The sequence below is a fragment of the Peteryoungia wuzhouensis genome, assembly GCF_003205195.1.
Taxonomy (GTDB): Bacteria; Pseudomonadota; Alphaproteobacteria; order Rhizobiales; family Rhizobiaceae; genus Allorhizobium; species Allorhizobium wuzhouense.
In genome coordinates this window covers 1,126,875-1,153,344 of the sequence record NZ_QJRY01000001.1, presented here as the reverse complement: position 1 = coordinate 1,153,344, position 26,470 = coordinate 1,126,875, and the positions used below count along the sequence as shown (strand labels likewise).

General features: G+C 62.3%; 28 protein-coding genes. 11 read left to right on the top strand and 17 right to left on the bottom strand.

Going from position 1 to position 26,470, the window contains the following annotated elements; all coding sequences use genetic code 11:
- Positions 1–31 precede the first annotated feature (31 nt).
- The 6 genes from DMY87_RS05675 to DMY87_RS05650 all read right to left on the bottom strand — a co-directional run bounded on the left by DMY87_RS05675 (position 32) and on the right by DMY87_RS05650 (position 6,305).
- Complete coding sequence (locus tag DMY87_RS05675) at positions 32–1,312, bottom strand: imelysin family protein (RefSeq protein ID WP_110790252.1); 1,281 nt, start codon at positions 1,310–1,312, stop codon at positions 32–34.
- A gap of 126 nt (positions 1,313–1,438) precedes the next feature.
- On the bottom strand, positions 1,439–2,725 hold the full coding sequence (locus tag DMY87_RS05670; RefSeq protein WP_110790251.1) for an RsmB/NOP family class I SAM-dependent RNA methyltransferase: 1,287 nt from the start codon (positions 2,723–2,725) through the stop codon (positions 1,439–1,441).
- A 104-nt stretch (positions 2,726–2,829) separates the two neighbouring features.
- Complete coding sequence (locus DMY87_RS05665; protein ID WP_165826145.1) at positions 2,830–3,192, bottom strand: septal ring lytic transglycosylase RlpA family protein; 363 nt, start codon at positions 3,190–3,192, stop codon at positions 2,830–2,832.
- 369 nt (positions 3,193–3,561) lie between these two features.
- The gene (locus DMY87_RS05660; protein WP_110790250.1) at positions 3,562–4,443 is read right to left on the bottom strand and encodes an SDR family oxidoreductase; all 882 of its coding nucleotides are present in this window, start codon (positions 4,441–4,443) and stop codon (positions 3,562–3,564) included.
- Between the two features lie 3 nt (positions 4,444–4,446).
- Positions 4,447–5,601 (bottom strand): tRNA epoxyqueuosine(34) reductase QueG, encoded by a 1,155-nt coding sequence (gene queG / locus DMY87_RS05655; protein ID WP_110790249.1) that lies wholly within the window; start codon positions 5,599–5,601, stop codon positions 4,447–4,449.
- 11 nt (positions 5,602–5,612) lie between these two features.
- Positions 5,613–6,305 carry a glutathione S-transferase family protein gene (locus DMY87_RS05650; protein WP_110790248.1) on the bottom strand — a complete coding sequence of 231 codons (693 nt, stop codon included), beginning with the start codon at positions 6,303–6,305 and terminating at the stop codon, positions 5,613–5,615.
- 145 nt (positions 6,306–6,450) lie between these two features.
- Between DMY87_RS05650 and DMY87_RS05645 the strand changes: the two genes are divergently transcribed.
- Positions 6,451–7,257: an undecaprenyl-diphosphate phosphatase gene (locus DMY87_RS05645; RefSeq protein WP_110790247.1), complete on the top strand. Its 807-nt coding sequence runs from the start codon at positions 6,451–6,453 to the stop codon at positions 7,255–7,257.
- A gap of 62 nt (positions 7,258–7,319) precedes the next feature.
- On the opposite strand, the gene DMY87_RS24115 is transcribed toward DMY87_RS05645, so the two are convergent.
- The 6 genes from DMY87_RS24115 to dnaN form a co-directional block, all read right to left on the bottom strand.
- A complete protein-coding gene (locus DMY87_RS24115) occupies positions 7,320–7,478 on the bottom strand; it encodes a hypothetical protein (RefSeq protein WP_165826144.1) in 159 nt (52 codons plus the stop codon).
- A 194-nt stretch (positions 7,479–7,672) separates the two neighbouring features.
- Complete coding sequence (locus DMY87_RS05635) at positions 7,673–8,653, bottom strand: complex I NDUFA9 subunit family protein (protein WP_110790245.1); 981 nt, start codon at positions 8,651–8,653, stop codon at positions 7,673–7,675.
- A gap of 132 nt (positions 8,654–8,785) precedes the next feature.
- Positions 8,786–9,073 carry a DUF1330 domain-containing protein gene (locus tag DMY87_RS05630; protein ID WP_110790244.1) on the bottom strand — a complete coding sequence of 96 codons (288 nt, stop codon included), beginning with the start codon at positions 9,071–9,073 and terminating at the stop codon, positions 8,786–8,788.
- 24 nt (positions 9,074–9,097) lie between these two features.
- Positions 9,098–9,802 (bottom strand): orotidine-5'-phosphate decarboxylase, encoded by a 705-nt coding sequence (gene pyrF / locus DMY87_RS05625; protein ID WP_110790243.1) that lies wholly within the window; start codon positions 9,800–9,802, stop codon positions 9,098–9,100.
- Between the two features lie 116 nt (positions 9,803–9,918).
- Positions 9,919–10,512 (bottom strand): phospholipid N-methyltransferase PmtA, encoded by a 594-nt coding sequence (pmtA, locus tag DMY87_RS05620; RefSeq protein ID WP_110790242.1) that lies wholly within the window; start codon positions 10,510–10,512, stop codon positions 9,919–9,921.
- A gap of 110 nt (positions 10,513–10,622) precedes the next feature.
- Entirely contained in the window at positions 10,623–11,741 is a 1,119-nt protein-coding gene (dnaN, locus tag DMY87_RS05615) for a DNA polymerase III subunit beta (protein WP_110790241.1), read from the bottom strand.
- Positions 11,742–11,962: 221 nt separating this feature from the next.
- Between dnaN and rsmI the strand changes: the two genes are divergently transcribed.
- From rsmI to DMY87_RS05570, 9 genes are all read left to right on the top strand, one after another.
- Positions 11,963–12,880 carry a 16S rRNA (cytidine(1402)-2'-O)-methyltransferase gene (gene rsmI / locus DMY87_RS05610; protein ID WP_110790240.1) on the top strand — a complete coding sequence of 306 codons (918 nt, stop codon included), beginning with the start codon at positions 11,963–11,965 and terminating at the stop codon, positions 12,878–12,880.
- Positions 12,877–13,245 carry a YraN family protein gene (locus tag DMY87_RS05605; protein ID WP_110790239.1) on the top strand — a complete coding sequence of 123 codons (369 nt, stop codon included), beginning with the start codon at positions 12,877–12,879 and terminating at the stop codon, positions 13,243–13,245. The genes rsmI and DMY87_RS05605 overlap by 4 nt, the downstream gene beginning before the upstream one ends.
- Before the next feature lie 135 nt (positions 13,246–13,380).
- Positions 13,381–14,679, top strand: a complete 1,299-nt coding sequence (locus DMY87_RS05600) for an extracellular solute-binding protein (RefSeq protein WP_110790238.1) — start codon at positions 13,381–13,383, stop codon at positions 14,677–14,679.
- A 172-nt stretch (positions 14,680–14,851) separates the two neighbouring features.
- Positions 14,852–15,733 carry an ABC transporter permease subunit gene (locus DMY87_RS05595; protein ID WP_110790237.1) on the top strand — a complete coding sequence of 294 codons (882 nt, stop codon included), beginning with the start codon at positions 14,852–14,854 and terminating at the stop codon, positions 15,731–15,733.
- Between the two features lie 10 nt (positions 15,734–15,743).
- Positions 15,744–16,586 carry an ABC transporter permease subunit gene (locus DMY87_RS05590; RefSeq protein ID WP_110790236.1) on the top strand — a complete coding sequence of 281 codons (843 nt, stop codon included), beginning with the start codon at positions 15,744–15,746 and terminating at the stop codon, positions 16,584–16,586.
- A 12-nt stretch (positions 16,587–16,598) separates the two neighbouring features.
- Positions 16,599–17,711 (top strand): sn-glycerol-3-phosphate import ATP-binding protein UgpC, encoded by a 1,113-nt coding sequence (locus tag DMY87_RS05585; protein WP_110790235.1) that lies wholly within the window; start codon positions 16,599–16,601, stop codon positions 17,709–17,711.
- 122 nt (positions 17,712–17,833) lie between these two features.
- Entirely contained in the window at positions 17,834–18,298 is a 465-nt protein-coding gene (locus DMY87_RS05580; RefSeq protein WP_425353471.1) for a cupin domain-containing protein, read from the top strand.
- A gap of 96 nt (positions 18,299–18,394) precedes the next feature.
- Positions 18,395–19,342, top strand: a complete 948-nt coding sequence (gene gshB, locus DMY87_RS05575) for a glutathione synthase (protein WP_110790233.1) — start codon at positions 18,395–18,397, stop codon at positions 19,340–19,342.
- A gap of 199 nt (positions 19,343–19,541) precedes the next feature.
- The gene (locus DMY87_RS05570; RefSeq protein WP_110790232.1) at positions 19,542–21,071 is read left to right on the top strand and encodes a YifB family Mg chelatase-like AAA ATPase; all 1,530 of its coding nucleotides are present in this window, start codon (positions 19,542–19,544) and stop codon (positions 21,069–21,071) included.
- 135 nt (positions 21,072–21,206) lie between these two features.
- Here DMY87_RS05570 and DMY87_RS05565 read toward each other — a convergent pair whose 3' ends face one another.
- The 3 genes from DMY87_RS05565 to DMY87_RS05555 all read right to left on the bottom strand — a co-directional run bounded on the left by DMY87_RS05565 (position 21,207) and on the right by DMY87_RS05555 (position 24,293).
- Positions 21,207–22,256, bottom strand: coding sequence for an HWE histidine kinase domain-containing protein (locus tag DMY87_RS05565; RefSeq protein WP_110790231.1), 1,050 nt, complete (start codon positions 22,254–22,256; stop codon positions 21,207–21,209).
- Positions 22,257–22,538: 282 nt separating this feature from the next.
- Positions 22,539–23,507, bottom strand: a complete 969-nt coding sequence (gene cysK, locus DMY87_RS05560; protein WP_110790230.1) for a cysteine synthase A — start codon at positions 23,505–23,507, stop codon at positions 22,539–22,541.
- A 168-nt stretch (positions 23,508–23,675) separates the two neighbouring features.
- Positions 23,676–24,293, bottom strand: a complete 618-nt coding sequence (locus DMY87_RS05555; RefSeq protein WP_110790229.1) for a LysE family translocator — start codon at positions 24,291–24,293, stop codon at positions 23,676–23,678.
- Positions 24,294–24,420: 127 nt separating this feature from the next.
- Here DMY87_RS05555 and DMY87_RS05550 point away from each other — a divergent pair, with 127 nt between their 5' ends.
- On the top strand, positions 24,421–25,053 hold the full coding sequence (locus DMY87_RS05550) for a LysE family translocator (protein ID WP_110790228.1): 633 nt from the start codon (positions 24,421–24,423) through the stop codon (positions 25,051–25,053).
- A 21-nt stretch (positions 25,054–25,074) separates the two neighbouring features.
- Here the strand turns inward: DMY87_RS05550 and DMY87_RS05545 are convergent, their stop codons facing one another.
- Positions 25,075–25,875: a GNAT family N-acetyltransferase gene (locus DMY87_RS05545; RefSeq protein ID WP_245408823.1), complete on the bottom strand. Its 801-nt coding sequence runs from the start codon at positions 25,873–25,875 to the stop codon at positions 25,075–25,077.
- 91 nt (positions 25,876–25,966) lie between these two features.
- The gene (gene dut, locus DMY87_RS05540) at positions 25,967–26,443 is read right to left on the bottom strand and encodes a dUTP diphosphatase (RefSeq protein ID WP_110790226.1); all 477 of its coding nucleotides are present in this window, start codon (positions 26,441–26,443) and stop codon (positions 25,967–25,969) included.
- Positions 26,444–26,470: the final 27 nt, after the last annotated feature.

Here is a 26,470-nt window from a genome sequence, read left to right as displayed (position 1 = left end):
CGTTCTGAGTGGAACGGCCCGCCTTTGCTTCTTACTGGAACACGGCGCCAGGATTATCAAGGCTGTCGGAGCCTTCAAGCTCGATCGTGCCGAGATCCAGCGACGCAATGACGCGCTGGATGGTCTGGGTCTGGTCGATCAGCCCGTCGATGGCGGCCTGCACGGTGGCATTGCCCTCGGCATTGCCTTCGCCGATCATCTGGTCATAGGCCTCCTTGGTCTCGGCGCGCTTGGCCATGGCGTTCATGGCGTCCAGCGTCTTTGCAAGCTTCGCCTTCATCTCGGCATCGAGCGCCGGATCCTTGGCGGCAACCAGTTCCGAGAGCGACGGGCCGGTGAGCTTGGTGCCGTCGGCGCGGGTGTAATCGCCGAGATAGGCCGAGGCGATGCCGATGGCGTCGTTCAGATGCGAATTGTGCGTGTTGTCGGAGAAGCAGTCATGCTCTTCTTCCGGGTCATGCAGCAACACGCCGAGCTTCATGCGCTCGCCGGCGAGTTCACCATAGGAGAGCGAGCCCATGCCGGTCAGAATGATCGACAGACCCTTCTTCTCGTCGGCAAGCACGTTCTTCGTGGCGTCGCCTTCCGGCGCCCAGGCATCGACCATTTCCTGCAGATCCTGCACGAGCAGCGTCGAGGCGGACTTCAGATAGTCGGCGCGGCGATCGCAATTGCCGTTGGTGCAATTGGCCTTGTCGTAATCCGTATAGGGGCGGTTGCCGGCGCCGGGACCGGTGCCATTCAGGTCCTGACCCCAGAGCAGGAATTCGATGGCGTGATAGCCGGTCGCGACATTGGCTTCGACGTCGCCGGCCTCATGCAGCGTGTTGGCGAGGAAATCGGGCGTGATCTTCGAGGCGTCGATCTCTTCACCGTTGATCTTGATCTTCGGGTTGGCGATGACATTCGCCACATAAAGCGAATTGCCGTCGCTTTCGGTGCCGTAGGCGGCATCGACATAGTCGATCAGGCCTTCATCGAGCGGCCAGGCATTCACCTTGCCTTCCCATTCGTCGACGATCGGGTTGCCGAAGCGGTAGACTTCCGATTGCTGATAGGACGGGCGAGCCGCGATCCAGGCGGCGCGCGCAGCCTTCAGCGTCTCGTCGCTCGGCTTGGCGATCAGCGCGTCGATGGCGGCATCCAGAGCCTTGGCGGTGGTGAGCGCATCCTGGAATTTCGCCTCCGCGAGATCGGTGTAGTGCACCAGAACCTCTTTGGCAGACGGGGCGGCAAAGGCCGGCCCGGCGAACATCGCAGCCGACGAAGCCAGGAGCGCAAAAGATGCGCCGATGACGGTTTTCCGGATCATGGTGTCTCCCTTCGGCACCGACACGGCGCCACTCTTTGAACGGACGCCATGTCTTGGCTGAAAATCAAACTGGTGTCAAACAGTCGAGTATAAGAAAGAGAACAATCCTTGAGCCCGTTGCAGGGGTTACTTGCGCCGCATGCGGCAGAAGAAGAAGCCGTCCGTATCCATGCTGGCCGGGCTGAGCGTCAGCGTCCTGCTATCGGCCGAACGCGGCACGGGTGCAGATGCGCCAAACAGCCGTTTCCAGTCATCGAGCACAGGCACGATCTCGAAGGCCGGGTTCTTTTCGCAAAAGGCCCGAACCTGCCGATCGTTTTCATCGGGCAGGACGGAGCACGTCACATAAACCAGCGAGCCGCCGGGCTTGACGAAGGCGGATGCCGCCGTCAGCGCCTCGTCCTGCTGCGACACCCGCTCCTGCAGATTGCGATCGGTCAGCCGCCACTTGGTGTCGGGGCGACGGCGCCAGGTGCCGGTGCCGGTGCAAGGCGCGTCGACCAGCACGTGGTCGAAGCGTTCCTTCAGGCTCTCCAGCGCCTTGGCGCTGTCATGCACCTGGACGTTATGCGTACCGGCGCGCTTCAGCCGCTCGATGATCGGCGCCAGTCGCTTGCGGTCGGCGTCATAGGCATGCACTTGGCCCTTGTTGTTCATGGCCGCTGCCATGGCCAGCGTCTTGCCGCCGCCGCCGGCGCAGAAGTCGAGGACCTGCTGGCCCTCGCGCGGATCGACGAGATCGGCGACGATCTGCGAACCCTCGTCCTGCACCTCGAACCAGCCCTTCTGGAAGCTGAGTTCTGCCGTGACGTTCGGGAGGCGCGACGGCCCTTCGCCGGCCGGCACGCGCATGCCGAAACGGGCAATCGGCGAGGCCTGGGCGCCGGCGCGGTCCAGCGCCTTCAGCACCTTCTCGCGGTTTGCCTTCAGGGTGTTGACGCGCAGATCGAGTGTCGGGCGGGTGGCAAGTGCCTTGGCTTCCGCAAGCCAGTCGTCGCCGAAGGCTTCCTCGAAGGCGGGCTGGACCCAATCCGGGATATCGCCCTGGATATGCAGCGGAGCAGTCGAGAGATCGCGGGAGGAAAAGGCTTCGATCTGCTGGGCGGAAAGAGGGGCCGGAGCAAAGTTGTCGCCTTCGAAGCCGGCGGTGAGCGCATCGAGTTCCATGCCCCACTGGCGCAGGAGAACGGCCCAGCCCAGGGCCTGCGCGCTGTCGTCATCCATCAGCCAGGTGTGGGAGAGCTTCATGCGAAGCGCGTCATAGACGATATTGCCGATCGCGGCGCGGTCGCCGGATCCGGCGAAGCGATGGGCCAGCCCCCAATCCTTGAGGGCATCGGCAACGGGACGGCGACGGGTCTCGATATCATCCAAGACTTCGATCGCACCGGCAAGACGGCCGCCCAGACGCATGGTCATTCTCCTTTGAAAGAAGAGAGCGTGGTAACGGCTGTCTGGTGCAAGAGCAAGCGCCTAACCACGTTCGACCGTAAGCGCCGTCCGGACGGGTGGAGAGATCAGCCGATGATCTCGTAGCAGACCTTGGCGTGGCCGGAACGAACCATGCCGATGTTCTGGGCTGCAGCCTTGGAGAGATCGAGCACGCGGCCGCGAATGAAGGGTCCGCGATCGTTGATGCGGACAACCACGCTCTGGCCGCTGCGGGCATTGGTAACCTTGACCTTGGTTCCGAACGGCAGGCTCTTGTGGGCTGCCGTCATCTTGGCCGGGTTCATACGTTCACCGGAAGCTGTCTTCGAATGCAGGGCGTACCACGAGGCGCCACCGCAGGAGGACTTGGCATTTGCACTGTGGGGCGCGAAAGCACAGAGTGCAGCAATAGTTGCAGCGGTGAAAATAGAGCGGCAGCTGATCGTCAAGTTACATTTCCCTAGTCGTTGACACGAGGTGTTTTTTGCGTGTCTGAGGCTAGGCAGGGTCAAAAGTGGCAAAAAAGTGCCAATTGGCAATCACGAACTATTTCACAATGTAACATTCGTGATGGTCGGATTGGGTGTCTTTACCTTAATGAATGGTAAAGAATTCAGAAAAATTGTTTGATTCCAGTCGTAAACGCGGAATGAAAATCCAGCCCGAGTCCGGGATGCGCCGTTCACGGAATCGAGAAAGAAAAATTTTCCACAGCGGTCATATTTGCTGCCCAAATTGTGGTGCGGAAGGGGCCGAGGCCCTGCCTTTCGGCCATTTTTGCCAGTCTTCACGCAAAGTTCGACCTGGAAAAACGGCTTTCAGGCCTTTTGGTTCCACCGTCCGGAGCCAAGTAATTCCGCCAGAGACATATGGTAGTTCTGGTACCTGAAGTTGAATCCGAGTGCCTTGATCTTGGCGTTCGAAACACGCTTGTTCTCGCCGTAGAAGGAGCGCGCCATTGGCGTCAGATCGGCCGTTTCGAAGGGCTGTTCGGGCGGCGCATCCATACCCATCAACCGCGCGGCCTCGGTCACCACGTCCTGTGGCGGAGAGGGCTCGTCGTCCGTGACGTTGAACACGCCACCCGTCCGTGGCCCGGCCAGGAAAGCGGTCGCCTCGGCTATGTCTTCCACCCGGATGCGGTTGAACACCTGGTCCTTCTTCACCAGCCGTCGAGCGGTGCCGTTGGCAAGGTTCATGAAGGTGTTGCGGCCCGGCCCGTAGATGCCGGAGAGCCGGAGGATGGCAAGCGGGATGCCTTCGGCTGCAGCCAGCCTCTGCCAGGCCTCTTCCGCCTCCACGCGCTCCACCGAGCGCACCGAAACCGGTTTCAGCTCGGATGTCTCGTCCACCCAGGCGCCCTGATGGTCGCCATAAACCCCGACGGTCGAGAGATAGCAGACCCATTCCAGCTTCGGCATCACGGACTTCAGGCCCTGGCCACCGAACAGCCGGACCAGCGGATCGCCATCCGCGCCCGGCGCGATCGACTGGACGAGATGCGTGACGTCTTTCAATGCGGCTTCGAACTCCGGCGTCAGGCTGGAACCGTCAAAGACGAAAGGCTCGATGCCGGCGGCCTCAAGGGCGGCCCCTTTTTCGGCGCTGCGTGTGGTGCCGGCGACAGAGGCACCCTGGCCGCTCAACAGCCGGCCGATCGCCTTGCCCGAATAACCGGCTCCGAAAATCATCACACGCATGCGTCAGCTCTCCATCATCCATTCCAGCCGGACCGTTTCATCCGGTTCTTGCCCCATGCGCGCCGTCCGCAAGGCCAGGAAGTCCAGGCTCGGCAAAAGCCGCGACAGCGCCCAGACGGCCATGCCGCGCACATCGGCGGAAGTATCGTCGAGAAGCGCCTCGCAGGCCGGCGCCAGCTTGACCGACCTGGAATTGCCCGCTGCAATCAGGACGTTGCGCACGAAGCGGTCGCGCCCGATGCGCTTTACGGGCGAGCCGCTAAAGTAGGTGCGGAAGTCGGCATCGTCCAGCGTCAGGAAGAAGGCGATCTCGGGCGCTTTCAGATCATCGCGCGCCTTGAGCTTCATCTCGCGGGCGCTCGCCGCGAACTTGTTCCACGGACAGGCGGCCAGACAGTCGTCGCAGCCATAGATCCGGTTGCCGAAGGCGGGGCGAAGCTGAGGGTCGATCCGCCCTTTGTGCTCGATGGTGAGATAGGAAATGCAGCGTCGCGCATCGATCTGGTAAGGCGCCGGGAAGGCATCCGTCGGACAGGCGTCGAGACAGGCGCGGCAGGAGCCGCAATGATCGCGTTCCGGCTGATCGATCTCAAGATCTTCAGTGGTGAACAGGCTGCCGAGAAACAGCCAGGAGCCGAAGTCGCGACTGACCAGATTGGTGTGTTTGCCCTGCCAGCCGAGCCCGGCTGCCGCCGCGAGCGGTTTTTCCATGACAGGCGCCGTATCGACAAAGACCTTCACATCGGCGCCGGCGCGCGCGGCAAAGCGCGTCGCGATCTCCTTCAGCCTCCCCTTGATCACGTCGTGATAGTCGCGGTTTCGGGCATAAACGGAGATGGCGGCCTTGTCCGGCTCTGCCTGCAAGAGGCGCGGATCCGCGTCCGGACCGTAATTCATCCCGAACATCACGATGGAGCGCACGTCCGACCAGAGCACGCGCGGATCGCCGCGCCTCTCCAGGGTCTCTTCCATCCAGGCCATGGTGCCGTGCCGACCGGCCTCGACAAAAGCGGCAAGACGCCCCGGCGCCTCCGGAATGCTGTCGGGCAGGGTAACGCGACAGACATCAAACCCTTGTGCGAGCGCTTCCCCGCGCAGGAAGCGCGTCAGGTCTTCCCGCCGCTTCCTGATCTTCGGATCGCTCTGCGGCTCGTCCATCGGGCTGGCCGTCAGAAGTCGAGATCGGCGTAATGCGAGACCGGCGTGATGCCGCGCACGCGTTCGGTCAGGAGCGGGCGGAAGGAGGGGCGCGATTTGATCCGCTGGTACCATTCCTTGGCGACCGAGAACTCGTTCCAGTCGATCTCGCCGAGATAATCGAGCACCGAAACGGCAGCCGCTGCCGACAGGTCGCCGTAGCTCAAACGTTCGCCGGCCACCCACTGGCGCGAGCCGGAGAGCCAGGTGAGATACTTCATGTGGTGGCGGATATTGCCACGCGCGGTGCGAAGCACCTTGGAATCGGGAGCGCCGCCGCCCAGGCCATTGGGGATCAGCAGCTTGTGCACCCGCTCGCGCACCAGCGGTTTCGTGACATCCTGCTCCATCTTTTGCAGGAACCACTCGACCAGACGGCGGATCTCGGCCCGCTGGAAAGGATCTTCGGCAAACAGCCGTCTATCCCGCTTCAACACGCCATGCGTCTCGTCGATGAATTCGGAAATCACGATGGGGCCACACAGCGCCCGCATATTGTCGTCGACATAGACGGGCAGGGTGCCGGCGGGATTGAACGCCAGGAATTCCTTGCGTTTCTCCCAGGTCTGTTCTTCCACCAGATCCACCTGGAAGCCGTATTCGGCGAGCACCAGACGGATGAAACGGGACGCGGTGGACATCGAATGATGATACAGGGTCGGCATTGTGACTCGGATTCTCGGATTTTTTAAAAGTGCCAAACCGCGCCATCAGAGGCGACTGGTCATGATCTCGGCTTCCAAGCTATAGGTGCTTGGTTAATGCAATACAAGCAAATCACTGACAGCCTTCCCCCCCGACGGAGACCTCATGGAAGATCAATCAATTATCAGCGCGCTGGTGCTCGGCCTCATCGAGGGCTTGACCGAGTTCATCCCGGTGTCGTCGACGGCGCATGTCCTGCTCGCCGGTCATTTTCTCGGTTTCAAGTCGCCGGGCAACACCTTTGCGGTGCTGATCCAGCTGGGCGCGATCCTCGCCATCCTGAGTGTCTATTTCACCAAGCTTCTGCAGATCGCCCTGTCGTTGCCCACAAGTGCTGCCAGCCGCCGCTTCGTCGGCGCCGTGCTCGTCGGCTTCCTGCCAGCCGCTGTGATCGGCGCGATCGCCCATGATTTCATCAAGACCGTTTTGTTTGAAACGCCGATGCTGATCTGTGTCGTTCTGATCCTCGGCGGTTTCGTGCTGCTCTGGATCGACCGCAAGCCGCTCACGCCTCGTTATCACGACGTGACCGAATATCCGCTGTCGCTGGCGCTGAAGATCGGCTTCTTCCAGTGCCTGGCGATGATCCCCGGCACCTCGCGCTCGGGCGCCACAATTGTCGGTGCTCTGCTGCTTGGCGCCGACAAGCGCTCGGCCGCGGAATTCTCGTTTTTCCTGGCCATGCCGACCATGGTCGGCGCCTTCGCGCTCGATCTCTACAAGAACCGTGATGCGTTGAGCTTCAACGACGGCGCGATCATCGCCATCGGCTTCATCGCTGCCTTCGTCTCGGCGATCTTTGTGGTCAGGTCTCTGCTGGATTTCATCTCGCGGCGCGGTTATGCGCCGTTCGCCTACTGGCGGATTGCGGTCGGTGCAATCGGCCTCGTCGCCCTTTTGCTGGTGGGGTGATCCCGCCAGGGCTGCGCGAAAAAAAGGGCCGTTCGAAGCGGCCCTTTTTTATGGAAACATGATCAGTTCGTCGCCGGGATGGAAGCCGTGCTGCACGGGTCGATCCCGTATGCCGGGGTGCAATTGCCCTTGCGGGCCGCCACCGTGGTCGGCGCCACGAAGGAGCCGGCGATGATCACCAATGCCGCACATGCAAAGAACAGTGCGATGGACTTGCCCATGAAATGCCTCTTGAGACTGTCGTAAAACAAATGACCGGCGAACAAATCTCGCCCGGCGCTGCGGGCGAGTCTTTACGCATTGCTGTGATGGCCATCAATAGGCGATCTTGCTTTATCCGCGGTTAACATGCGTCTTTCTTTAGCTGCGTCTTTTGTGCAACTCCGACACAGAAGGCAGCGCCTGGGAAAGCCTGTCAGGCCGCCTTGCCGGCGCCGGCATACTGGCCGTGCGGGCGGTACTGCACGAGATAGGTCGGCAGGATGGCAGCCACGGTCACCGGCTCGATGCCGAGGCCTTCGAGGGTGCGACCCTCAGCCTTGGCGGCTGGCGAGACCACATTGTCCTTCTTCAGGAGTGTGACCTGGTCGGGCGTGAGCGGCGGCGTGATCAGCGGGATGGCCGATGCAATGCTGCCGATCAGCGAGGCAATGCCGAATGGCAGGGAAACGAGCGTGCGCTTGCGCCCAACGACTTCAAGCATGGTCTCGAGACACTGCTTGAAGGTCAGGACGTCGCGACCGCCGAGTTCGTAGGTCTTGCCGCGCGTGATCGTGCCATCGACGGCACGGGCGACGACTTCGGCCACGTCTTCCACATAAACAGGCTGGAACTTCGTCTTGCCGCCGCCGACGAGCGGCAGGACGGGCAGCATCTGCGCCATGGCGGCGAACTTGTTGAAGAAACCGTCTTCAGGGCCGAAAACGATCGAGGGACGCAGGATCGTTGCATCCGGCAGGATCGACTGGATCGCGGCTTCGGCACGCCCCTTGGTGGCGGCATAAACCGACGCCGACTTGGCATCGGCGCCGATGGCGGAGATATGGGTCAGCGTCGCGCCAACCGAGCGGGCGGCTTCGGCAACGGCACGGGCACCAAAATCCTGCACGGCATCAAAGCCATTACGGCCGCTCTCGAACAGGATGCCAACGCAGTTGACGACATGGTCGGCGCCCTGCACGGCGGCATCGACCGACGCGCGGTAACGCAGATTGGCCTGGACGAAGGAGATCTGGCCGACATTGCCGAGCGGCTGCAGGAAGCCCGCGAGATCCGGACGGCGCACGGCAACGCGAATACGATAGCCGCGCTTGGCGAGCGCCCTGACCACATGCCGTCCGACGAAACCCGAGCCCCCGAAGACGGTGACGAGCGGCGGTTGGTTGGACAAGGTCATGGACGGGCTCCCCTGAACGGTGCGGCGCACGCGGCGCGTATGATATCGCGCCTCTCTTAGCCGAATCGCTTGCCCGGGGAAAGGGCAGATGAGGCCTTTGCCGGCAGGACAAAGAGCCTCAGGTCAAAAGCATCAGACGCCTTCGACGACCACCATTTCGGCATCGGCCACTTCCTGGCGGATTTTCGCGGCAATCTGGTATTCCGGCGAGTTGTAGCAATCGACGGCGGCCTGATGCGACGGGAACTCGATCACCACGTTGCGGGCGCGCACCTGGCCCTCAAGCTGCGTGTAAGCGCCGCCCCGGGCGAGGAAGGTCGCGCCGTATTTTTCAAAGGCCGGCTTTGCGGCGGCGACATAATCCTTGTAGCGCTCGGCATCGCGAATATCGACGCGGGCGATCCAGTATCCCTTGGCCATGCGGCCCTCCCTGACAGCTTGAAATTAGTGTGACGTACCCAGCGCTGCGTCCATCTCGGCGAGAATGGCAAGTGCGGCCGCTTTCGGGTCGGCGGCCTTCACGATCGGGCGCGCCACGACGAGATGGCTGGAACCGGCGGCAATCGCGTCGGCCGGCGTCATCACCCGCTTCTGGTCGCCATGGTCGGCGCCGGCAGGCCGGATGCCCGGCGTGACGATCGCCATCTTCGGCCCGAGGATCTGGCGCACGGCCGATGCCTCCTCCGCCGAGCAGACCACCCCACCCATGCCGGCGATGCGCGCCTGTTCGGCCCGCTTCAAAACCAGCGTATGCGGATCATATTCATAACCGGCATCGGTCAGGTCCTGCTCATCCATGGAGGTCAGCACGGTCACGCCGAGCAGGCAGAGGCCGGAACCGGTGGCGGCCTCGACGGCCGCCTTCATCGCCTTCGGATAGGCATGCAGCGTCAGCATGGTCATGCCCATGCGCGCGATATTCTCCACGGCCGAAGCGACCGTGTTGTCGATGTCGAGCAGCTTCATGTCGAGGAAGACCTGCTTGCCGTCCTTGGCGAGGTCGCGGGCAAATTCCAGCCCGCCGGCAAAGGCGAGCTGATAGCCGATCTTGTAGAAGGAGATGCTGTCCCCGAGCGTGGTGACCACGCCCTCCGCATCGGCGACGGTCGGAACATCCAGTCCGACGATGAGACGGTGACGTGCGCTCAAGACAAAGACTCCTGCCAGATCGAGACCGACGTCAAGTCGCACGACACGCCATGAATCGCAAGCACGACCAACGGCGTGCAGGCGATGATCCCCCGCTCAGATGGGAAGAGACACGATCAGGCCCGGCGATAGATCCACAGCTGCGCCGGCGGGATGTTGCGCACGATGAAGTCGAAATGCTGGATATGGTAGCGGTCCGGCTTGGCGATAACAGGCGAAACCGGGCCGTAGGTGATCTGTACCACCGGCCGTCCGGCCGGCATGCGGGACAGCAGGTCGTCGATGAGCCGGATGCGGGCCTCCATCGGGAAGCTCAAAAGCGGCACCGCCGAGATGACGCTGTCGAAGGTCTGGTCGGCAAAGGCGCCGAGTGTCTTTTCCAGATCGAAGGCGTCGCCGTGGATGAAATTCACCCCGGCATAGTCCTCGACCAGCCGTTCGTAGAAGTCACGCGAATATTCGACGGATACGATCTTCTCGGGCGCAATGCCGCGGGCCAGGATCTGTTTGGTGATGACGCCTGTGCCCGGACCGAGCTCGAGAACAGGAAGTCCGGAGGCGGTGTCGATGACGCTCGCCATCTTCCGTGCGGTGACGGACGAGGTCGGCACGATGGCGCCGACCTGCTTTGGCCCCTGCATCATCCCTCGGAAGAAGCGGATTTCTTCGTCGAACTTCTTTTCGAACCGTTCTTTCAAGCGCAGCGCCATCATCGTCTCCGTTACTGACCGCATTGACTGGAATTCAATAAGCCGACTTTGGAGCGAATTGTCGCAAAAACAAGATCAGATGGCGCCCAGAGAGAAGATTCCGTGAAAAATTATACGCGCATCGGCATAAGCACATAAAGCGCATCGACGCCGGCCGTGTCGCGGATGAGCGTCGGAGAGCCCGCATCGGCGAGCAGGAAGATCGCGTCTTCGCCGGAAAGCTGGCTGGTGATGTCGAGCAGGTACTTGGCGTTGAAGCCGATCTCCATCGCGTCGTTTTCGTAACCGACGGCCACTTCTTCCGTAGCACTGCCCGAATCCGGGTTGTTGACGGTGAGCAGCAACTGGCCATCGGACAGCGCCAGCTTCACGGCGCGGCCACGCTCCGACGAAATGGTCGAGACACGGTCGACGGCACGGGCAAAGGTCTGGCAATCGACGCGCATTTCCTTGTCGTTCGCCTGCGGAATGACGCGCTGGTAGTCCGGGAAGGTGCCATCGATCAGCTTCGAGGTCAGGACGACCGAGCCGATGGAGAGACGGATCTTCGAATCCGAGATCTCGATCCCGATGGTCAGATCCGGATTGTCGATCAGCTTCTGCAGCTCGCCGACCGTCTTGCGCGGAATGATGATGCCCGGCATGCCCTCCGAACCCGAGGGCGCATCGACATCGGCGCGCGCCAGACGGTGACCGTCGGTCGCGACCGCCCGCAGCTTCAGGGCGCCGCCGGCCTCGATCGTGTGCAGGAAGATGCCGTTCAGATAGTAGCGTGTCTCTTCGGTCGAGATCGCGAACTGGGTGCGATCGATCAGCATCTTGAAGTCGGATGCCTTGATCTTGAAACTGTGGCTGAAGCTGCCGGCGGTGAGATCCGGGAAATCGGACTGCGGCAGGCACTGCAGCGAGAATTTCGAACGCCCCGAGGCGACGGTCATGCTGGCACCATCAGGCGTGGTGGCGAGCAAAACTTCCGAACCGTCGGGCAGCTTGCGCACGATTTCATACAGCAGATGCGCGGGCACGGTCGTGGCGCCAGCCTGCTCGACCATGGCGGCCGTGCTTTCGGTGATCTCGAGATCGAGGTCGGTCGCCTTCATGTCGAGCGCGGCGCCTTCGGCCTTCAACAGGACGTTCGACAGGATCGGGATCGTGTTGCGACGCTCGACCACGCGATGCACATGGTTCAGAGACTTGAGGAGATTGGACCGTTCAAGAGTTATACGCATGGGACGCTACCGCTTTCGACGTGTCGTCATCCGGTTGCCCGGATGGAAGAAGGGCCGGCCTGATCCCGGGCCGGACGATGTGGACGGGCAAAATGGCAGGAAACGAACGGGAAAAGCAAGAGCCTCAAAGGTTTTCCACGCTCCCACCCACCAGAGCTTGGCGGAATGGTTTATGGCCGGGCGCCCTTGTGGAAGATCGGGGCGTGGAGGATAAAGACGCCATGACAGATCATGACAAATCCGCAGCGCAGGCGCCATCCGCCAAACGCTATCGTCTGAACGACACGTTGGTCCCCGCCCGCCCGTTGGAGCCGGCGCTTTATCTCGTCGCCACGCCCATCGGCAACCTGAGCGACATTACGCTCCGGGCTCTGGAAACCCTGGCCGGCGCCGACGTACTCGCCTGCGAGGATACCCGCGTCACCCGCGTCCTGCTCGACCGCTACGGCATCGAGAACCGCCCCTACGCCTATCACGAATACAATGCCGACGAGGCTGGCGCCCGGCTTCTCGCGGCGCTGGACGCCGGCAAGTCGGTGGCCCTGGTCTCCGATGCCGGCACGCCGCTCGTGTCCGATCCCGGCTATCGCCTTGGCCAACTGGCGATCGAGGCCGGCCACCGCGTCGTGCCGATCCCCGGCGCGTCTGCCCCTCTGGCCGCCCTTGTCGGCTCCGGCCTTCCCAATGATGCCTTCCTCTTTGCCGGCTTCCTGCCGACCAAGGACAAGGCGCGTCGCGACCGGCTGAAGGAACTCGCCAAGGTGCCGGCAACGCTGATCTTCTTTGAATCTCCGCATCGCATCGGCGATACGCTGACGGCTGCAGCCGAGGAACTCGATGCCAGCCGCCCGGCCGCCGTCTGCCGGGAGCTTACCAAGACCTTCGAAGAATTCCGCCGCGGCACGCTTGGCGATCTGGCGGCGATCTATGCCGACAAGGCCGTGAAGGGCGAGGTGGTGCTGGTGATTGGACCACCCATGGCCGATGCCGCACCCGATGCAGCTGATGTCGACAGTCTGCTTTCCGAACTCGCAGGCACCATGCCGACGGCCAAGGCCGCGACCGAGGCTGCCAAGCTGACCGGCCTGCCACGCAAGGACCTCTACCAGCGTCTCCTGGAACTCAAGGGGGCCGCATGAAGCCCCAGGGCGTGGATCGAAATCGCATCCGCGCCGAAAGGCTGGGCCGCTGGTCTGAAGTTCGCGCAGCGGTCGCGCTTCTTTTGAAAGGTTACCGTATCCTCGCCTTCCGCTACCGTACCAGGGCGGGCGAAGTCGACATCATCGCCCGGCGTGGCGATCTCGTCGTTTTCGTCGAAGTGAAAGCGCGAAAGACCGTCTCGTCCGGCGTCGATGCCGTCGGCTTGGAGGCACAGCGTCGCATCCACAATGCCGCAGATCACTGGATTTCCAGGCAGTCGGACGCGACAAAACTGTCACTTCGCCATGATATCATCGTGGTGCGGCCATGGCGCTGGCCAACGCATCTGCCGGGTGCGTTCTAGGTTCATTTCGCCTTCGATGTGGAAAACTCGAAACTCGCCAATTGTGACAGGACTGTCACCAAACATTCAAGTCGCTGTCACCGAGCATGCCTAATGCAGGCCTCACCGCAACAACCGGTGGAGAGGATCTGTCCCATGATCAAGAAGATTTCCCTGGCCGCTCTGGCCCTGACCATGACCGCATCGACAACGCTTGCCGCAACCAACATCACCTGGTGGCACGGCATGGGTGGCCGCAACGGCGAAGTGATCAACGAGCTCGCCCAGAAGTTCAACGCTGCCCAGAGCGAATGCGCGATCACGCCCGTTTCCAAGGGCTCCTACGAGGAAGCCCTGTCGGCCGGCATCGCCGCTTTCCGTTCCGGCGAACAGCCGAACATCCTGCAGGTTTTTGATGCCGGCGCTGCCACCATCATCAACGCCAAGGGCGCGACCATTCCGGCTGAAGACCTCCTGAAGGAGAACGGCTTTGCCTTCGACCGCAACGCCTTCATCGAGGGCGTACGCTATTTCTACGCCGACGCGGATGGCAAGTTCGTCGGCATGCCGTTCAACTCCTCGGCCCCGATCATGTACATCAACGACGAAGCCCTGAAAAAGGCCGGTGTCGAAGCCCCGAAGACCTGGGAAGAGTTCGAAGCCATCGCCCCGAAGCTGAAAGAGGCCGGCTTCATCCCGCTCGTCCAGTCGCAGCTGACCTGGCAGTTCACCGAGAACTTCTTCTCGCGCAACAACATCCAGTTCGCCTCGAACAACAACGGCTATGACAGCATCGTCGACACGACGATCAACGTCACCGACGAGCGCCACGTCATGATGTATGACAAGCTCAAGGCCTGGTACGATCAGGGCCTGTTCGGCTACTACGGCGCGGCCTGGAACGACAACCAGAAGGTCTTCGAAGAAGGCAAGGCGGCTCTCTGGATCGGTTCGTCCGGCTCCTTCGGCGGCCTTCAGAAGACCGCGACCATGCCCTTCTCGGCAACCTTCCTGCCCTATTGGGGCTCGATCGAAGGTGCTGGCGTCCACTCCTTCATCGGTGGCGCTGCCCTGTTTGCCATGTCCGGCAAGTCGGCTGAAGAAAACAAGTGCACGGCCACCTTCTTCAACTTCCTGACCTCGACCGAGATCCAGAAGTTCTACCACCAGGCCACCGGTTACGTTGCCATCACCAATGCCGCCTACGAGCTGGCCAAGTCGGAAGGCTACTACAACGAGAAGCCGGCCGCTGAAGTCGGCATCAAGCAGCTGCAGCTGCCGGGCGCCGAGTGGGACAAGGGCTATCGCCTCGGCTTCTACCCGCAGATCCGCTCGATCATGGAACGCGAATACAACCGCATCTTCGCCGGTGAAACCACCCCGAAGGACGCCATGGACACGATCAAGAAGGAAGCTGACGAGCTTCTCGCCCGCTTCGCCAAGACGGCCGGCTGATCATTGCTGGGCTCTTGCCCCTCGCCCCACCCTCTCCCCGCAAGCGGGGCAAGGGAGTTGAGACGCTGCGGTCTCGCCCTTCTCCCCGCCTGCGGGGAGAAGGTGGCCCGCAGGGCCGGATGAGGGGCTCCCGTTCCAAGCGGGAGGCCCCTTCTTCTCGAAAGACACCACCATGAAGCGCGTCCAGTTCAACTCGCGATACCTGCCGTATCTGTTTCTGCTGCCGCAGTTCGTGATCATATCGATCTTCTTTTACTGGCCGTCTGCCCAGGCGATCACCTCGTCTTTCTATATCGAGGATCCCTTTGGTTTCGGCGCGAGCTTCGTCGGTTTCGCCAATTACACGGATGCGCTCGCCTCGCCGGAATATCGCAAGATTGCCGGCTTCACGATCGCCTACAGCCTGATCGTCACGACGCTTGCTTTGTCGCTCGGCCTCCTGCTTGCGCTGAAAGCCGATGCCGTGATCCGCGGCAAGTCGGCCTACAAGACGCTGCTGATCGTCGTCTATGCCATTGCCCCGCCGGTCGCGGGCCTGATCGGCATGATGTTCTTCGACCAGCATATCGGTCCCTTCGTCAAATTCGCCGCCCTGTTCGGCTGGGATATGAAGGTTGGCCTCAACTATTTCGACACGGCCTTTGCCATGGTCGCGGTCGCCGTCTGGAACCAGATCCCTTACAATTTCATCTTCTTCCTCTCCGGCCTGCAGGGCATCCCGGCCTCCATCCGTGAGGCCGCCGCCATCGACTGCAAGTCCGGCACGCGCCGCTTCTGGACGGTGATCCTGCCGCTCCTCACTCCGACCGCCTTCTTCCTGCTGGTCATCAACATGACCTATTCGCTTTTCGACACCTTCGGCGTCATCGACGTCATCGTGAAGGACAAGCCGGCCAACAACCCGATCACGCTGGTCTACAAGGTCTATCTCGACGGTTTCCGCGGCAATGACCTCGGCTCGTCCTCGGCCCAGTCGGTTATCCTGATGCTGGTCGTGCTGGTCCTGACCATGATCCAGTTCCGCTTCATTGAACGTCGCGTCCATTACGGTTGAGGAGAGCGCCATGTATCGCACCAAATTCTTCGACCATCTGATCCTGATATCAGGCGTGATCTTCATGCTCGGCCCGCTGGTCGTCGCCTTCACCACCTCGACGCACTCTGCCGCCGAGATCCACACCCATGGCCTGATGCTCTCGATCGGCGATGATTTCACCTCGACCTATGACAAGGTCCTGTTCAAGTCCGGCGGCTTCACCGGCCAGGTCACGGGACTGACCATGGCGATGAACTCGCTGATCCTGGGCCTGGGCTTCGCCATCGGCAAGATCGTTCTCTCGATGCTCGCGGCTTACGCCATCGTCTATTTCCGCTTCCGCTTTGCCACGCTCGCCTTCTGGTTGATCTTCACCACGCTGCTCCTGCCGCTCGAAGTGCGCATCATGCCGTCCTATAAGGTGATGAGCGATCTGGGTCTCTTGAACAGCTATCAGGGCCTGATCCTGCCGCTCCTGGCCTCCGCCACCGGTACCTTCTTCTTCCGCCAGTTCTTCAAGTCGGTGCCCGACGAACTGCTGGAAGCCGCCCGCATCGACAACGCCGGGCCGTTCAAGTTCTTCGTCGACATCCTCTTGCCGCTCTCGCGCACCATGATCGCCGCCGTCTTCATCATCATGTTTGTCTATGGCTGGAACCAGTATCTCTGGCCCATGCTGATGACCACCGACGAGAGCTTCTACACCCTGATGCGCGGCATCAAGCAGATCCTGCAGGTCTGGGTCGGCGCGCAGATCCCCGATTACAACGAAGCCTTTGCCATGGCCGTGCTCGCCATGCTGCCGCCGGTGCTGGTGGTGGTCGTCTTCCAGAGCTGGTTCATCAAGGGCCTCACCGAAACCGACAAGTGAGAGGAGCGCATCATGGCTTCCATCGACATCAACGAGGTCTGCAAGATCTACGACAAGGGCGGCGCCAGGGCCGTCGATAGCGTCGACATCCAGATCGGGGACGGCGAGTTCATCGTGCTGGTCGGCCCCTCCGGCTGCGGCAAGTCCACGCTTTTGCGCTTGGTGGCAGGGCTCGAGGCGATCTCGCAAGGCACGATCTCGATCGGCGACCGCGTGGTCAACGAGGTTGAGCCAGCGGACCGCGACATCGCCATGGTCTTCCAGAACTACGCGCTTTATCCGCACATGACGGTCTACGACAATCTGGCCTATGGCCTGAAAAACCGTGGCACCCCGAAGCAGGAGATCGCCGCCCGCGTCGCGGAAGCGGCAAAGATGCTGGAGATCGAGAAATATCTCGACCGCAAGCCGCGTGCTCTCTCGGGCGGCCAGCGCCAGCGCGTCGCCATGGGGCGCGCCATCGTCCGCAAGCCGGCGGTGTTTCTCTTTGACGAGCCGCTGTCCAACCTTGATGCCAAGCTCCGCGTCTCCATGCGCGGCGAGATCCGCAAACTGCAGAAGCGGCTGAAGACGACCGCGATCTACGTCACCCACGACCAGCTGGAGGCCATGACGCTGGCCGATCGTCTGGTCGTTCTGAACGGCGGCCGCATCGAGCAGATCGGCACGCCGCTCGAGGTCTACAACCGCCCCGCTTCCACCTTTGTCGCCAGCTTCATCGGCTCGCCGGCCATGAACCTGCTGGATGCAAATGTCGACGCCGGACGCCTGATGATTGGCGGTGCACAACTGTGCTTCGGTGGCGCCCTGCCGGAAGGGCCGATCCGCATCGGCCTGCGCGCCGAGGATCTCGTCGCTGCAGAGCCGCACGCGGCCCAACTCGTGCTTGATGTCGACTACGTGGAGGAACTTGGCGCTCAGCGCCTGGTGCACGGCATGGTCGCCGGCCAGGCAATGACCGCAATCGTCTCGCCAAACTCCGACCTGGCCGATCATCTGCCGCTGACGATCGCCGCCGACAAACTGCATGCCTTTTCGGCAGATACCGGCCGGCGGATCGAGCCGGCACCGGATGCCAACACGCGGGCCTCGATGTCACCTGCCATGGTTCCGAGTTTCGCCTGACGGTTCCGGATGGATTGCATTTTATCGATCTGCCAAACCGCGTTTTAGCGAGTTCTTGTTAGGGTCCTCCCGCATTACAGGCGAGGGGGATCACGATGCCATTGAAACTTCTGCTGGCGGGAATGGCCGGCGTCATGCTGGCGGCACCGCGCCGCAAGAAGGACGAACTGCCGCCGGTGGTCGCCGCCCATGGCGACAATCTGGCGCTGAAGGCCGCTCCGATCAATCCCGACTGGATCATCCGCGGAACGCCGCTCGCCCGCATCGGTCAGCATTCCACCAGCACCGACGAGGCAAGCTCGACGGCCGTCTGGGACTGCACGGCCGGCGAATTTCGCTGGTTCTTCGGCTGGGACGAAACGGTTGTCATTCAGGAAGGCGAGGTGCATGTCACCGGCGAGGATGGTAGCCAACGGCTTCTGCAGGCCGGAGACATCGCCTATTTCCGGGGCGGCACCTGGGCGACCTGGCGCGTCGACGTCTATGTCCGCAAGGTTGCATTCCTGCGCAAGCCCTTCCCGGGACCGCTCGCGACGCTCTATCGTTTGCGCAACGCCTTGCGCCAGGGCAAGTTTTCCGCCCTGTGACGTGATCCCAGCATCAGCAAAATTCAAGCAAGCCGCCGTTGCCATCAAGGGCGGCTGAGCCTAAATCTGCCTTGCTTTTGAACGAGGACAGAGCTTATGGCGAAAATTACCAATGTCGCGGTCCAGATGGACCACGTCTCCACGATCAACATCGCGGGCGACTCGACCTTCGCCATGAGCCTGGAAGCGCAGGCGCGCGGTTACAAGCTCTTCCACTACACGCCCGATCGCCTGTCCATGCGCGACGGCAAGGTCTATGCGACGGTTGAGCCGATGGAACTGCGCGACGTCAAGGGGGACCACTATACCCTCGGCACGCCCGAGCGGGTTGATCTCTCCACCATGGATGTCGTGCTGCTCCGCCAGGATCCCCCGTTTGACATGAGCTACATCACCTCCACGCATCTGCTCGAGCGCATCCACCCGAAGACACTTGTCGTCAACGACCCGGCGTGGGTCCGCAACTCGCCGGAAAAGATCTTCGTCACCGAATTCGCCGACCTGATGCCGCCGACCCTGATCACCAAGGATCCGGCCGAGATTGCGCGGTTCCGGGAAGAGCAGGGCGATATCATCCTGAAGCCGCTTTACGGCAATGGCGGCGCCGGCGTCTTCCACTCCACCCGCGACGACCGCAATTTTTCTTCGCTGATGGAGATGTTCAACCAGATGTTCCGCGAGCCCTTCATTGCGCAGGGCTATCTGCCGGCTGTGCGCAAGGGTGACAAGCGCATCATTCTCGTCGACGGCGAACCGGTGGGCGCGATCAATCGGGTTCCCGCCGAGCATGACGCGCGGTCCAACATGCATGCCGGCGGCAGGCCCGAGCCGACCGAACTGACCGCTCGCGAGCGCGAAATCTGCGCCCGCATCGGCCCAGCCCTGCGTGAACGCGGCTTCCTCCTTGTCGGCATCGACGTCATCGGCGACTACATGACCGAGATCAACGTGACCTCGCCGACGGGCATTCGCGAAGTGAAGAAGTTCGGCGGCGCCGATATCGCAGCACTTCTGTGGGATGCGATCGAGAAAAAGCGCATCTGATCGCAACCGCCTGATTCCATTTCAGAAGTTCATCACTCGTTCTGCTTGCACAACCCGGCACAACCGGCCGCTTACCTGCAGATGTGAATGTTCTGCAAACGTTCTTGCTATTTTCTGCGCCTTATGCGAGATTGTTCCCGTCATCACACGCAATATGAAGTTGCGGTGACGGCTTCAGATCGATCGGCGAGGGCGGGCAATGGTAGCGCGTGTCAGTACGGTTGCATTCCAGGGGATCGAGGGTGTGCCCGTCGATGTCCAGGTCATGGTTGCCCCCGGCAAGGCCGGCATGCAGATCGTCGGCCTGCCCGACAAGGCGGTCGCCGAAAGCCGGGAGCGGGTGCAGGCCGCCCTGCATGCCTCGGGTCTCTCGCTGCCGCCCAAGAAGATCACCGTCAATCTGGCACCGGCAGACCTTCCGAAGGAGGGTTCGCATTTCGATCTGCCCATCGCGCTCGGGCTGATGGCGGCCCTCGGCGCCATTCCGGGCGACGCCCTCTCGGGCTATCTGGTCATCGGCGAACTCAATCTCGACGGCACCATCGCCCCCATCGCCGGCGCGCTTCCGGCCGCCATCAGCGCCAACAGTGTCGACAAGGGCCTGATCTGTCCGGCCGAGAGTGGTGCTGAAGCCGCCTGGGCCGGCGCCGAACTCGATATCCTCGCTCCGCGCAGCCTGATTGGCCTCGCCAACCATTTTCGCGGCACGCAGATCCTGTCCCGTCCGGAACCCTCCGTCCGTGCCTTGCCCGCCAACCTGCCTGACCTTGCCGATATCAAGGGCCAGGAAAGCGCAAAACGCGCGCTCGAAGTGGCGGCGGCCGGTGGACATAACCTTCTGATGGTCGGTCCGCCGGGATCGGGAAAATCCATGCTGGCTGCCCGACTGCCCTCGATCCTGCCACCGCTCTCGGCGCCTGAACTGCTTGAGGTCTCGATGATCCATTCGATCGCCGGGCAACTGTCCGGCGGCAAGCTCTCCGATCGGCGCCCCTTCCGCACCCCGCATCATTCGGCCACCATGGCAGCGCTCGTCGGCGGTGGCCTGAAGGCGAGACCGGGCGAGGCCTCGCTTGCCCATCACGGCATTCTCTTTCTCGACGAACTGCCGGAATTTGCCCCGCCGGTTCTGGATGCGCTCCGCCAGCCGCTCGAAACCGGCGAATGCATCATCGCCCGCGCCAATCACCGGGTCTCCTACCCCTCCGATTTCCAGCTGGTGGCCGCGATGAACCCCTGCCGCTGCGGCATGGCGGGGGAGCCAGGCCATGTCTGCGCCCGCGGCATCCGCTGCCAGACGGAGTATCAGGGCCGCATCTCGGGTCCGCTGGTGGATCGTATCGACATCCGCATCGATGTGCCGGCCGTCTCGGCCTCCGACCTCATCCGCCCCGGCACGGCAGAAAACAGCGCCGATGTCGCCCGCCGCGTGGCCGCCGCCCGCAACCGCCAGCGCGAGCGTTTTGCCCGGCTTGATCTGCCCTTTTCGACGAATGCCCGCTGCTCCACGGCCTTGATCGAAACGCTCGCCGAACCCGACCCCTCCGGACTGCAGCTCCTGCGCGATGCGGCGGACAAATTCCGGTTTTCGGCCCGCGGCTATCACCGCGTCTTGAAGGTGGCGCGAACGCTCGCCGATCTCGATGGCGTGGAGACCCTGGGCCGCATCCACCTCGCCGAAGCGATCTCCTATCGCATCGCTTCGGAGCGCCTCGCAGCGGCTGCGTAGGGATAGGCAAGTCGGAAGAAGGCCGGGCCCTTGCCTGCGTGTTAACGCTGGAGCGAGCATGCAGCCTGGAAAAGCGCCGCGTGAGTTTGGCCCGAAGGACCGGGTGGGCGGCAGAGCAGGTCTGATGGCCGATGATCAGGCGGGCTGTGATGTCTCGTTGGGCCGCAGCATGTCGGTTGGCAGCGACATACGAATGACGGCGCCGGTTTCGGGATAGTGCATTTCAGCCTGGCCGCGCACGCCTGAAATCACCCGCTTCATCAGGGTGGAGCCGAAACCGCCAGCGCCCGCTTCGGGGGGCGTGGGGACCGGGCCGCCCGTTTCGCGCCACTCGATGACGAGCCGGCTCTCTTCGCCTTCCGGCTGCTCAAGCCGCCAGGTGAGGTCGATCTGGCCAGTGCCGACGCTGAGTGCGCCGTATTTTGCAGCATTGGTGCCAAGCTCGTGCAGGATGAGGCTGAGCACCACGACCGTCTGGCCACCGACGGGCACACGCGGGCCGGAGGCCGAGAAGCGCGGCGTGCCGACCACCGCAAACGGTTCAAGCGCCTGGAAGATGACCGCCTGCAGGGAGGCGTCCTCGCCCTCGCGCAGGCCGCGCAGGAGCAGGTTTGAACGACCGAGCGCGGTCAGCCGGTCACGCAGTCGGGCTGCCAGTTCCTCGGCGCTGGAGGCGTTCTTCAGCGACAGGCTGATGATGGCGTTGATGGTGGCGAAGATGTTTTTCAGCCGATGGTCGAGCTCCTGCGCCATCACCTCCTGGCCGTCGGCCAGCCGTTGGGTTTCCTGCCGGGCGGCGATCTCGGCGCGGTAGGCCGCCATCATCAGGTGGATGAGCGTGAGATCCGTGACGATGACAAAGACATAAAGCCCCATCGCCACCAGCGTGCCGGCGGAGACGTCGAAACGGTAGGGCGTAATGAAGAAATACCAGGCGGCAAGTCCGGAGAGAATCGACACCAGAATGCCCTGTCGCACACCGAAGACGAAACCGCAGATGACGACGGCCGGGAAGAAGGTCAGAAAGGGGAAACCGGCGGGCATCAGCGGGTCAAGCCAGGCCCGCAGCAGAAGCGCGACGAGGAAGACGAACAGGCTCGCGCCATAGGTCACAACCCTGTCCTTGCCGGACAGGGTTTTCTGGACAGCAGCAAAGGCTGGCAGTGTGTCGAAATATGCGCGCATGGGCCTCGTCATCGATACGAAAGTGCTCACGAACCTAGCTGAGCCGTGCATTGGCGACAACCCGCCAAGCTTGATATCGATTTAACGCTCATCGCAAGCAGGGATCTGGACGATTTGAATGCATTTCCGCCCCACCGCAAAGCCCGACTGCAGCCAATGCGCGCGAATTGAGACTGGTAGGATCGATGCCCCCTGAGGCCGGAGACCGGAAATTGGCCGGGCGCAGATGAGGTGGCGAAAGGCATGGCAGACGCGGCCTTCAGAGACCGCGTCTGCCGGCTGTTATTCGCCGAGACCGGCAAACAGTGCGGTCGAGAGATAGCGCTCGGCAAAGGAGGGGATGATCACCACAATCGTCTTGCCGGCGTTTTCAGGGCGCTGCCCGACCTTGATCGCGGCCGTGAGTGCGGCCCCTGAGGAAATCCCGACAGGCACGCCTTCGAGGCGGGCAACCAGCCGCGCATTCTCGAATGCTTCGTCATTGGTGACGGTGACGACCTCGTCATAGATCTTGGTGTCGAGTATGGCAGGGGCGAAGCCCGCACCGATGCCCTGGATCTTGTGCGGACCGGGATTGCCGCCCGAAAGCACGGGGCTGTCGGCCGGCTCGACCGCGACCACCTGGATGGCTGGCTTCTTTGCCTTCAGCACCTGGCCGGTGCCGGTGATCGTGCCGCCGGTGCCGATGCCGGAAACGAAGATGTCGATCGAGCCTTCGGTGTCGTTCCAGATTTCTTCCGCCGTCGTCTTGCGGTGGATCTCCGGATTGGCCGGGTTCTCGAACTGCTGGGGGATGATCGAATCCGGTGTCGCCTCGGCCAGTTCCTGCGCCTTGGCGATCGCGCCCTTCATGCCCTTTGCGCCTTCGGTCAAGACGAGTTCGGCCCCGAGCAGGGCCAGCATCTTGCGGCGCTCGATCGACATGGTCTCGGGCATGGTGAGGATCAGCCGATAGCCCTTGGCAGCGGCGGCGAAGGCAAGTGCGATGCCGGTATTGCCGGAGGTCGGCTCGATCAGCGTGGTCTTGCCGGGGGTGATTTTGCCCTGGGCTTCCAGGCTTTCGATCATCGCGACCCCGATACGGTCCTTGACCGAGGCGATCGGATTGAAGAATTCGAGCTTGGCGAGCAGATGCGCCTTCACGCCCTTTTCCCTGGCCAGCTTGTCGAGCCGAACGATGGGCGTGTCGCCGATCGTTTCGGTGATCGATCCATAGACGCGTCCGCGGCCTGGTTTCTTGGCATCCGTCATGTTTCGTCTCCCTGCAGAATTTTGCTTGCACGCAAGGATAAGCACATTGTTTCCCGCCCGCCAGAACCCTTTCTCCGTGCCGTGTTTGAAAAGGGAAATATTCCTCCGCCGACCGCCTCAAGGTTGGCCGGATTGCCCCTACATCGGCTCAAGGTCTCAACCCGTCGGTCAGACAGGCCGAGCGGCAATATAGGCGGCGGTGCTGGCCAGGATCCCGGCTGCCCCACGGTTCAGCAGCTTCAGCGCCGAGGGGCGCTTCATCAGGTGCCGGGCCTGGGCGGCGAGCAGGATATAGGGGATGAGAACGGCCATCAGCACCAGGAAGGTGAGGCTGATCAACAGCAGGTAGTCAAACAGCCCGATGGCACTGAGCGGCAGAAGGCTCGGCGCCAGCGCAATGTAGAACAGCATGGTCTTTGGATTGCCGAGCGTCACCAGCAGGCCGGACAGGAAGGAGCGGCCGGCCCGGCTTTCCTTGTCGGCCGTCACCGATTGCGACAGAAGCCCCGCCGTCCACAGCTTGTAGGCGATATAGACGAGATAGGCAGCGCCGATGAACTTGATCACCACGAAGACGGTGGCGAAGGTTTTCGCCACCAGCGCCAGGCCGAGGATCACCGCCGTCAGATAGATGATGTCGCCGAGGATCAGGCCCAGCCCCATGAAGAAGGTCGGCCGGAAGCCGGAGCCGAGCGCGCGTGCGACGATCGCGGTCATACCGGGGCCGGGAATGGCCGCTGCAATGAAAAGCGCGCCGCAATAGGCGATTACAGTGGCAAGTGTCATGATGGCCTCCCTCTCCGTGCGATTTCCATAGTCTGGGGCGGAGAGACTTGCAACGGTGACACGTTCCCCGTTGCAGCGAACGAGCGCCGCATCTTAACTGGCACAACGCCATCCCGGAGCCCTCCGCATGCCGAGCCTTGCTGCCTTTGCCGCCTTTGCCCTCATCTGTCTCGGCATGGTGCTCACCCCCGGCCCCAACATGATCTATCTGGTGTCGCGCTCGATCTGCCAGGGCCCCGCCGCTGGCCTCGTCTCGCTCGGCGGCGTGGCGCTCGGGTTTTTCGTCTACATGCTGCTCACGGCGCTTGGCATCACGGTTCTGTTGCTGGCCGTCCCGATGGCTTATGAACTGCTGAAACTCTGCGGTGCGCTTTATCTCGCATGGCTCGCCTGGCAGGCGCTACGCCCCGGCGGCCGCTCGCCCTTCCAGGTGCGCGACCTGCCGGTCGACAGCCCGCGAAAACTCTTCGTCATGGGTTTCGCCACCAGTCTGCTCAATCCGAAGGTGGCGATCCTTTACATGTCGCTTCTGCCGCAATTCGTCGATCCGGCGTTGGGCAGCGTCTTTGTCCAGTCCGTCATCCTCGGCTTCACCCAGATCGTCATCAGCGTATCCGTCAACGCGCTGATCGCGCTCTCCGCCGGGACGATCACGCTTTTCCTCGCCGGCCGTCCGTTCTGGATGGTGGCGCAGCGCTGGCTGATGGGCACGGTCCTGGCGGCCCTCGCCATCCGCATGGTGGCGGAAGCGCAGCGCTGACGGGGGAGATCATGCTACAAGTTAAAAATCAGCCATAGGCGACAGCATGGCGGGCGTGGGTACAGCGGACGGATCAATCCCCCTGACCATCAACGCGCAGGATCCGGCATAGGGTTTCGCGTCGCCGCTCCACCCCAGGCGATCCGTCGGGAAGAACACCTCGATCCGCTCAAGCGGGACACCCAAGGCGGCGCAGATGTCCGCCACCAAAGGTATCTGGCGGGCAGCTATATCAAGCAACTGCACAGTGTCGCCATCGATCTTCCAGCCAATGACGGCGTCAAGAGCGGGTAGGTAACTCAGCCGGATCTCCGGATCAAAGAGGGCATTGAGCAGAAACATCTCGGACTGGCGCTGGACGGCAAACATCCTGGAAACCGGTTGGCGGTTGGCCAGAATGTCTGAGACCAACGTGATGTCGTCGGCATTTGCCAGGTCGAGATCCCGCGAATGCACCTTCCTGAAAGAGGTTTTTGGCATGTTTCCGCAAAAGTGGAACTGCGGGACAACCTGAAACCCGAAAGAACGATAAAGGTCCGGCTTGTCGGTCAAGAGAATGCCGACCTCGAACCCCTCAGCGTCGGCCCAGGCAAAGGCGCGGTGCATGAGGTCACGGTAAAGACCCCGTCCACGATAGCCAGGGCGAACGGCACCAGATTGAAAACCTGCCGTCTTGACGACACGGCCCTCAATCACAAGCGGCATGGAAAATGCCGAGAAATTGGCAATGCAACGGCCGGCTTCGTCAAAGTACCCAAACGGCATAGACGACGGGTCTGGTCCGCCGAGACGGTTCTGCAGAGTGATGTCGATGCCGAACACGTCGTGCAGCAGATCCGCGAGTGCCTGAAAGGCCTTGGGATCGGCGAAATAGCCTTGCCGCAGGCTCAGTCTCTCCGACATGCCCGTGTTCTCACACCCCCGTCGACCCGAAACCGCCCGCACCCCGCGCCGTGTCTGATGTCTCTGTCACCTCGGCCACCAGCACCTGCGTCACCGGCGCAATCACCATCTGGGCGATCCGCATGCCGCGCTCAATGACAAAATCCTCGTCCCCGAGATTGATCAGCAGCACCTTCACCTCGCCGCGATAATCGCTGTCGATGGTACCAGGCGTGTTGAGGCAGGTAATGCCGTGCTTGAAGGCAAGGCCGGAACGGGGCCGGATCTGCGCTTCGAAGCCAAAGGGAATCTCGAAGATGAAACCGGTCGGGACCAGCGCCCGGCGGCCCGGCGACAGCACCATGGGTTCGTCAGCCGTCACGGCAGCCCTCAAATCCATGCCCGCAGCCCCTGTCGTCTCGTAACCCGGCAGGTAGAGACCCTCGCCATGCGGCAGACGCTTCAGATTGAGGTGAGGGCCGAGCACGTCGGAGCGAATGGAGGACATGGGCACATTCCTTTGTTTGTCGCGCTC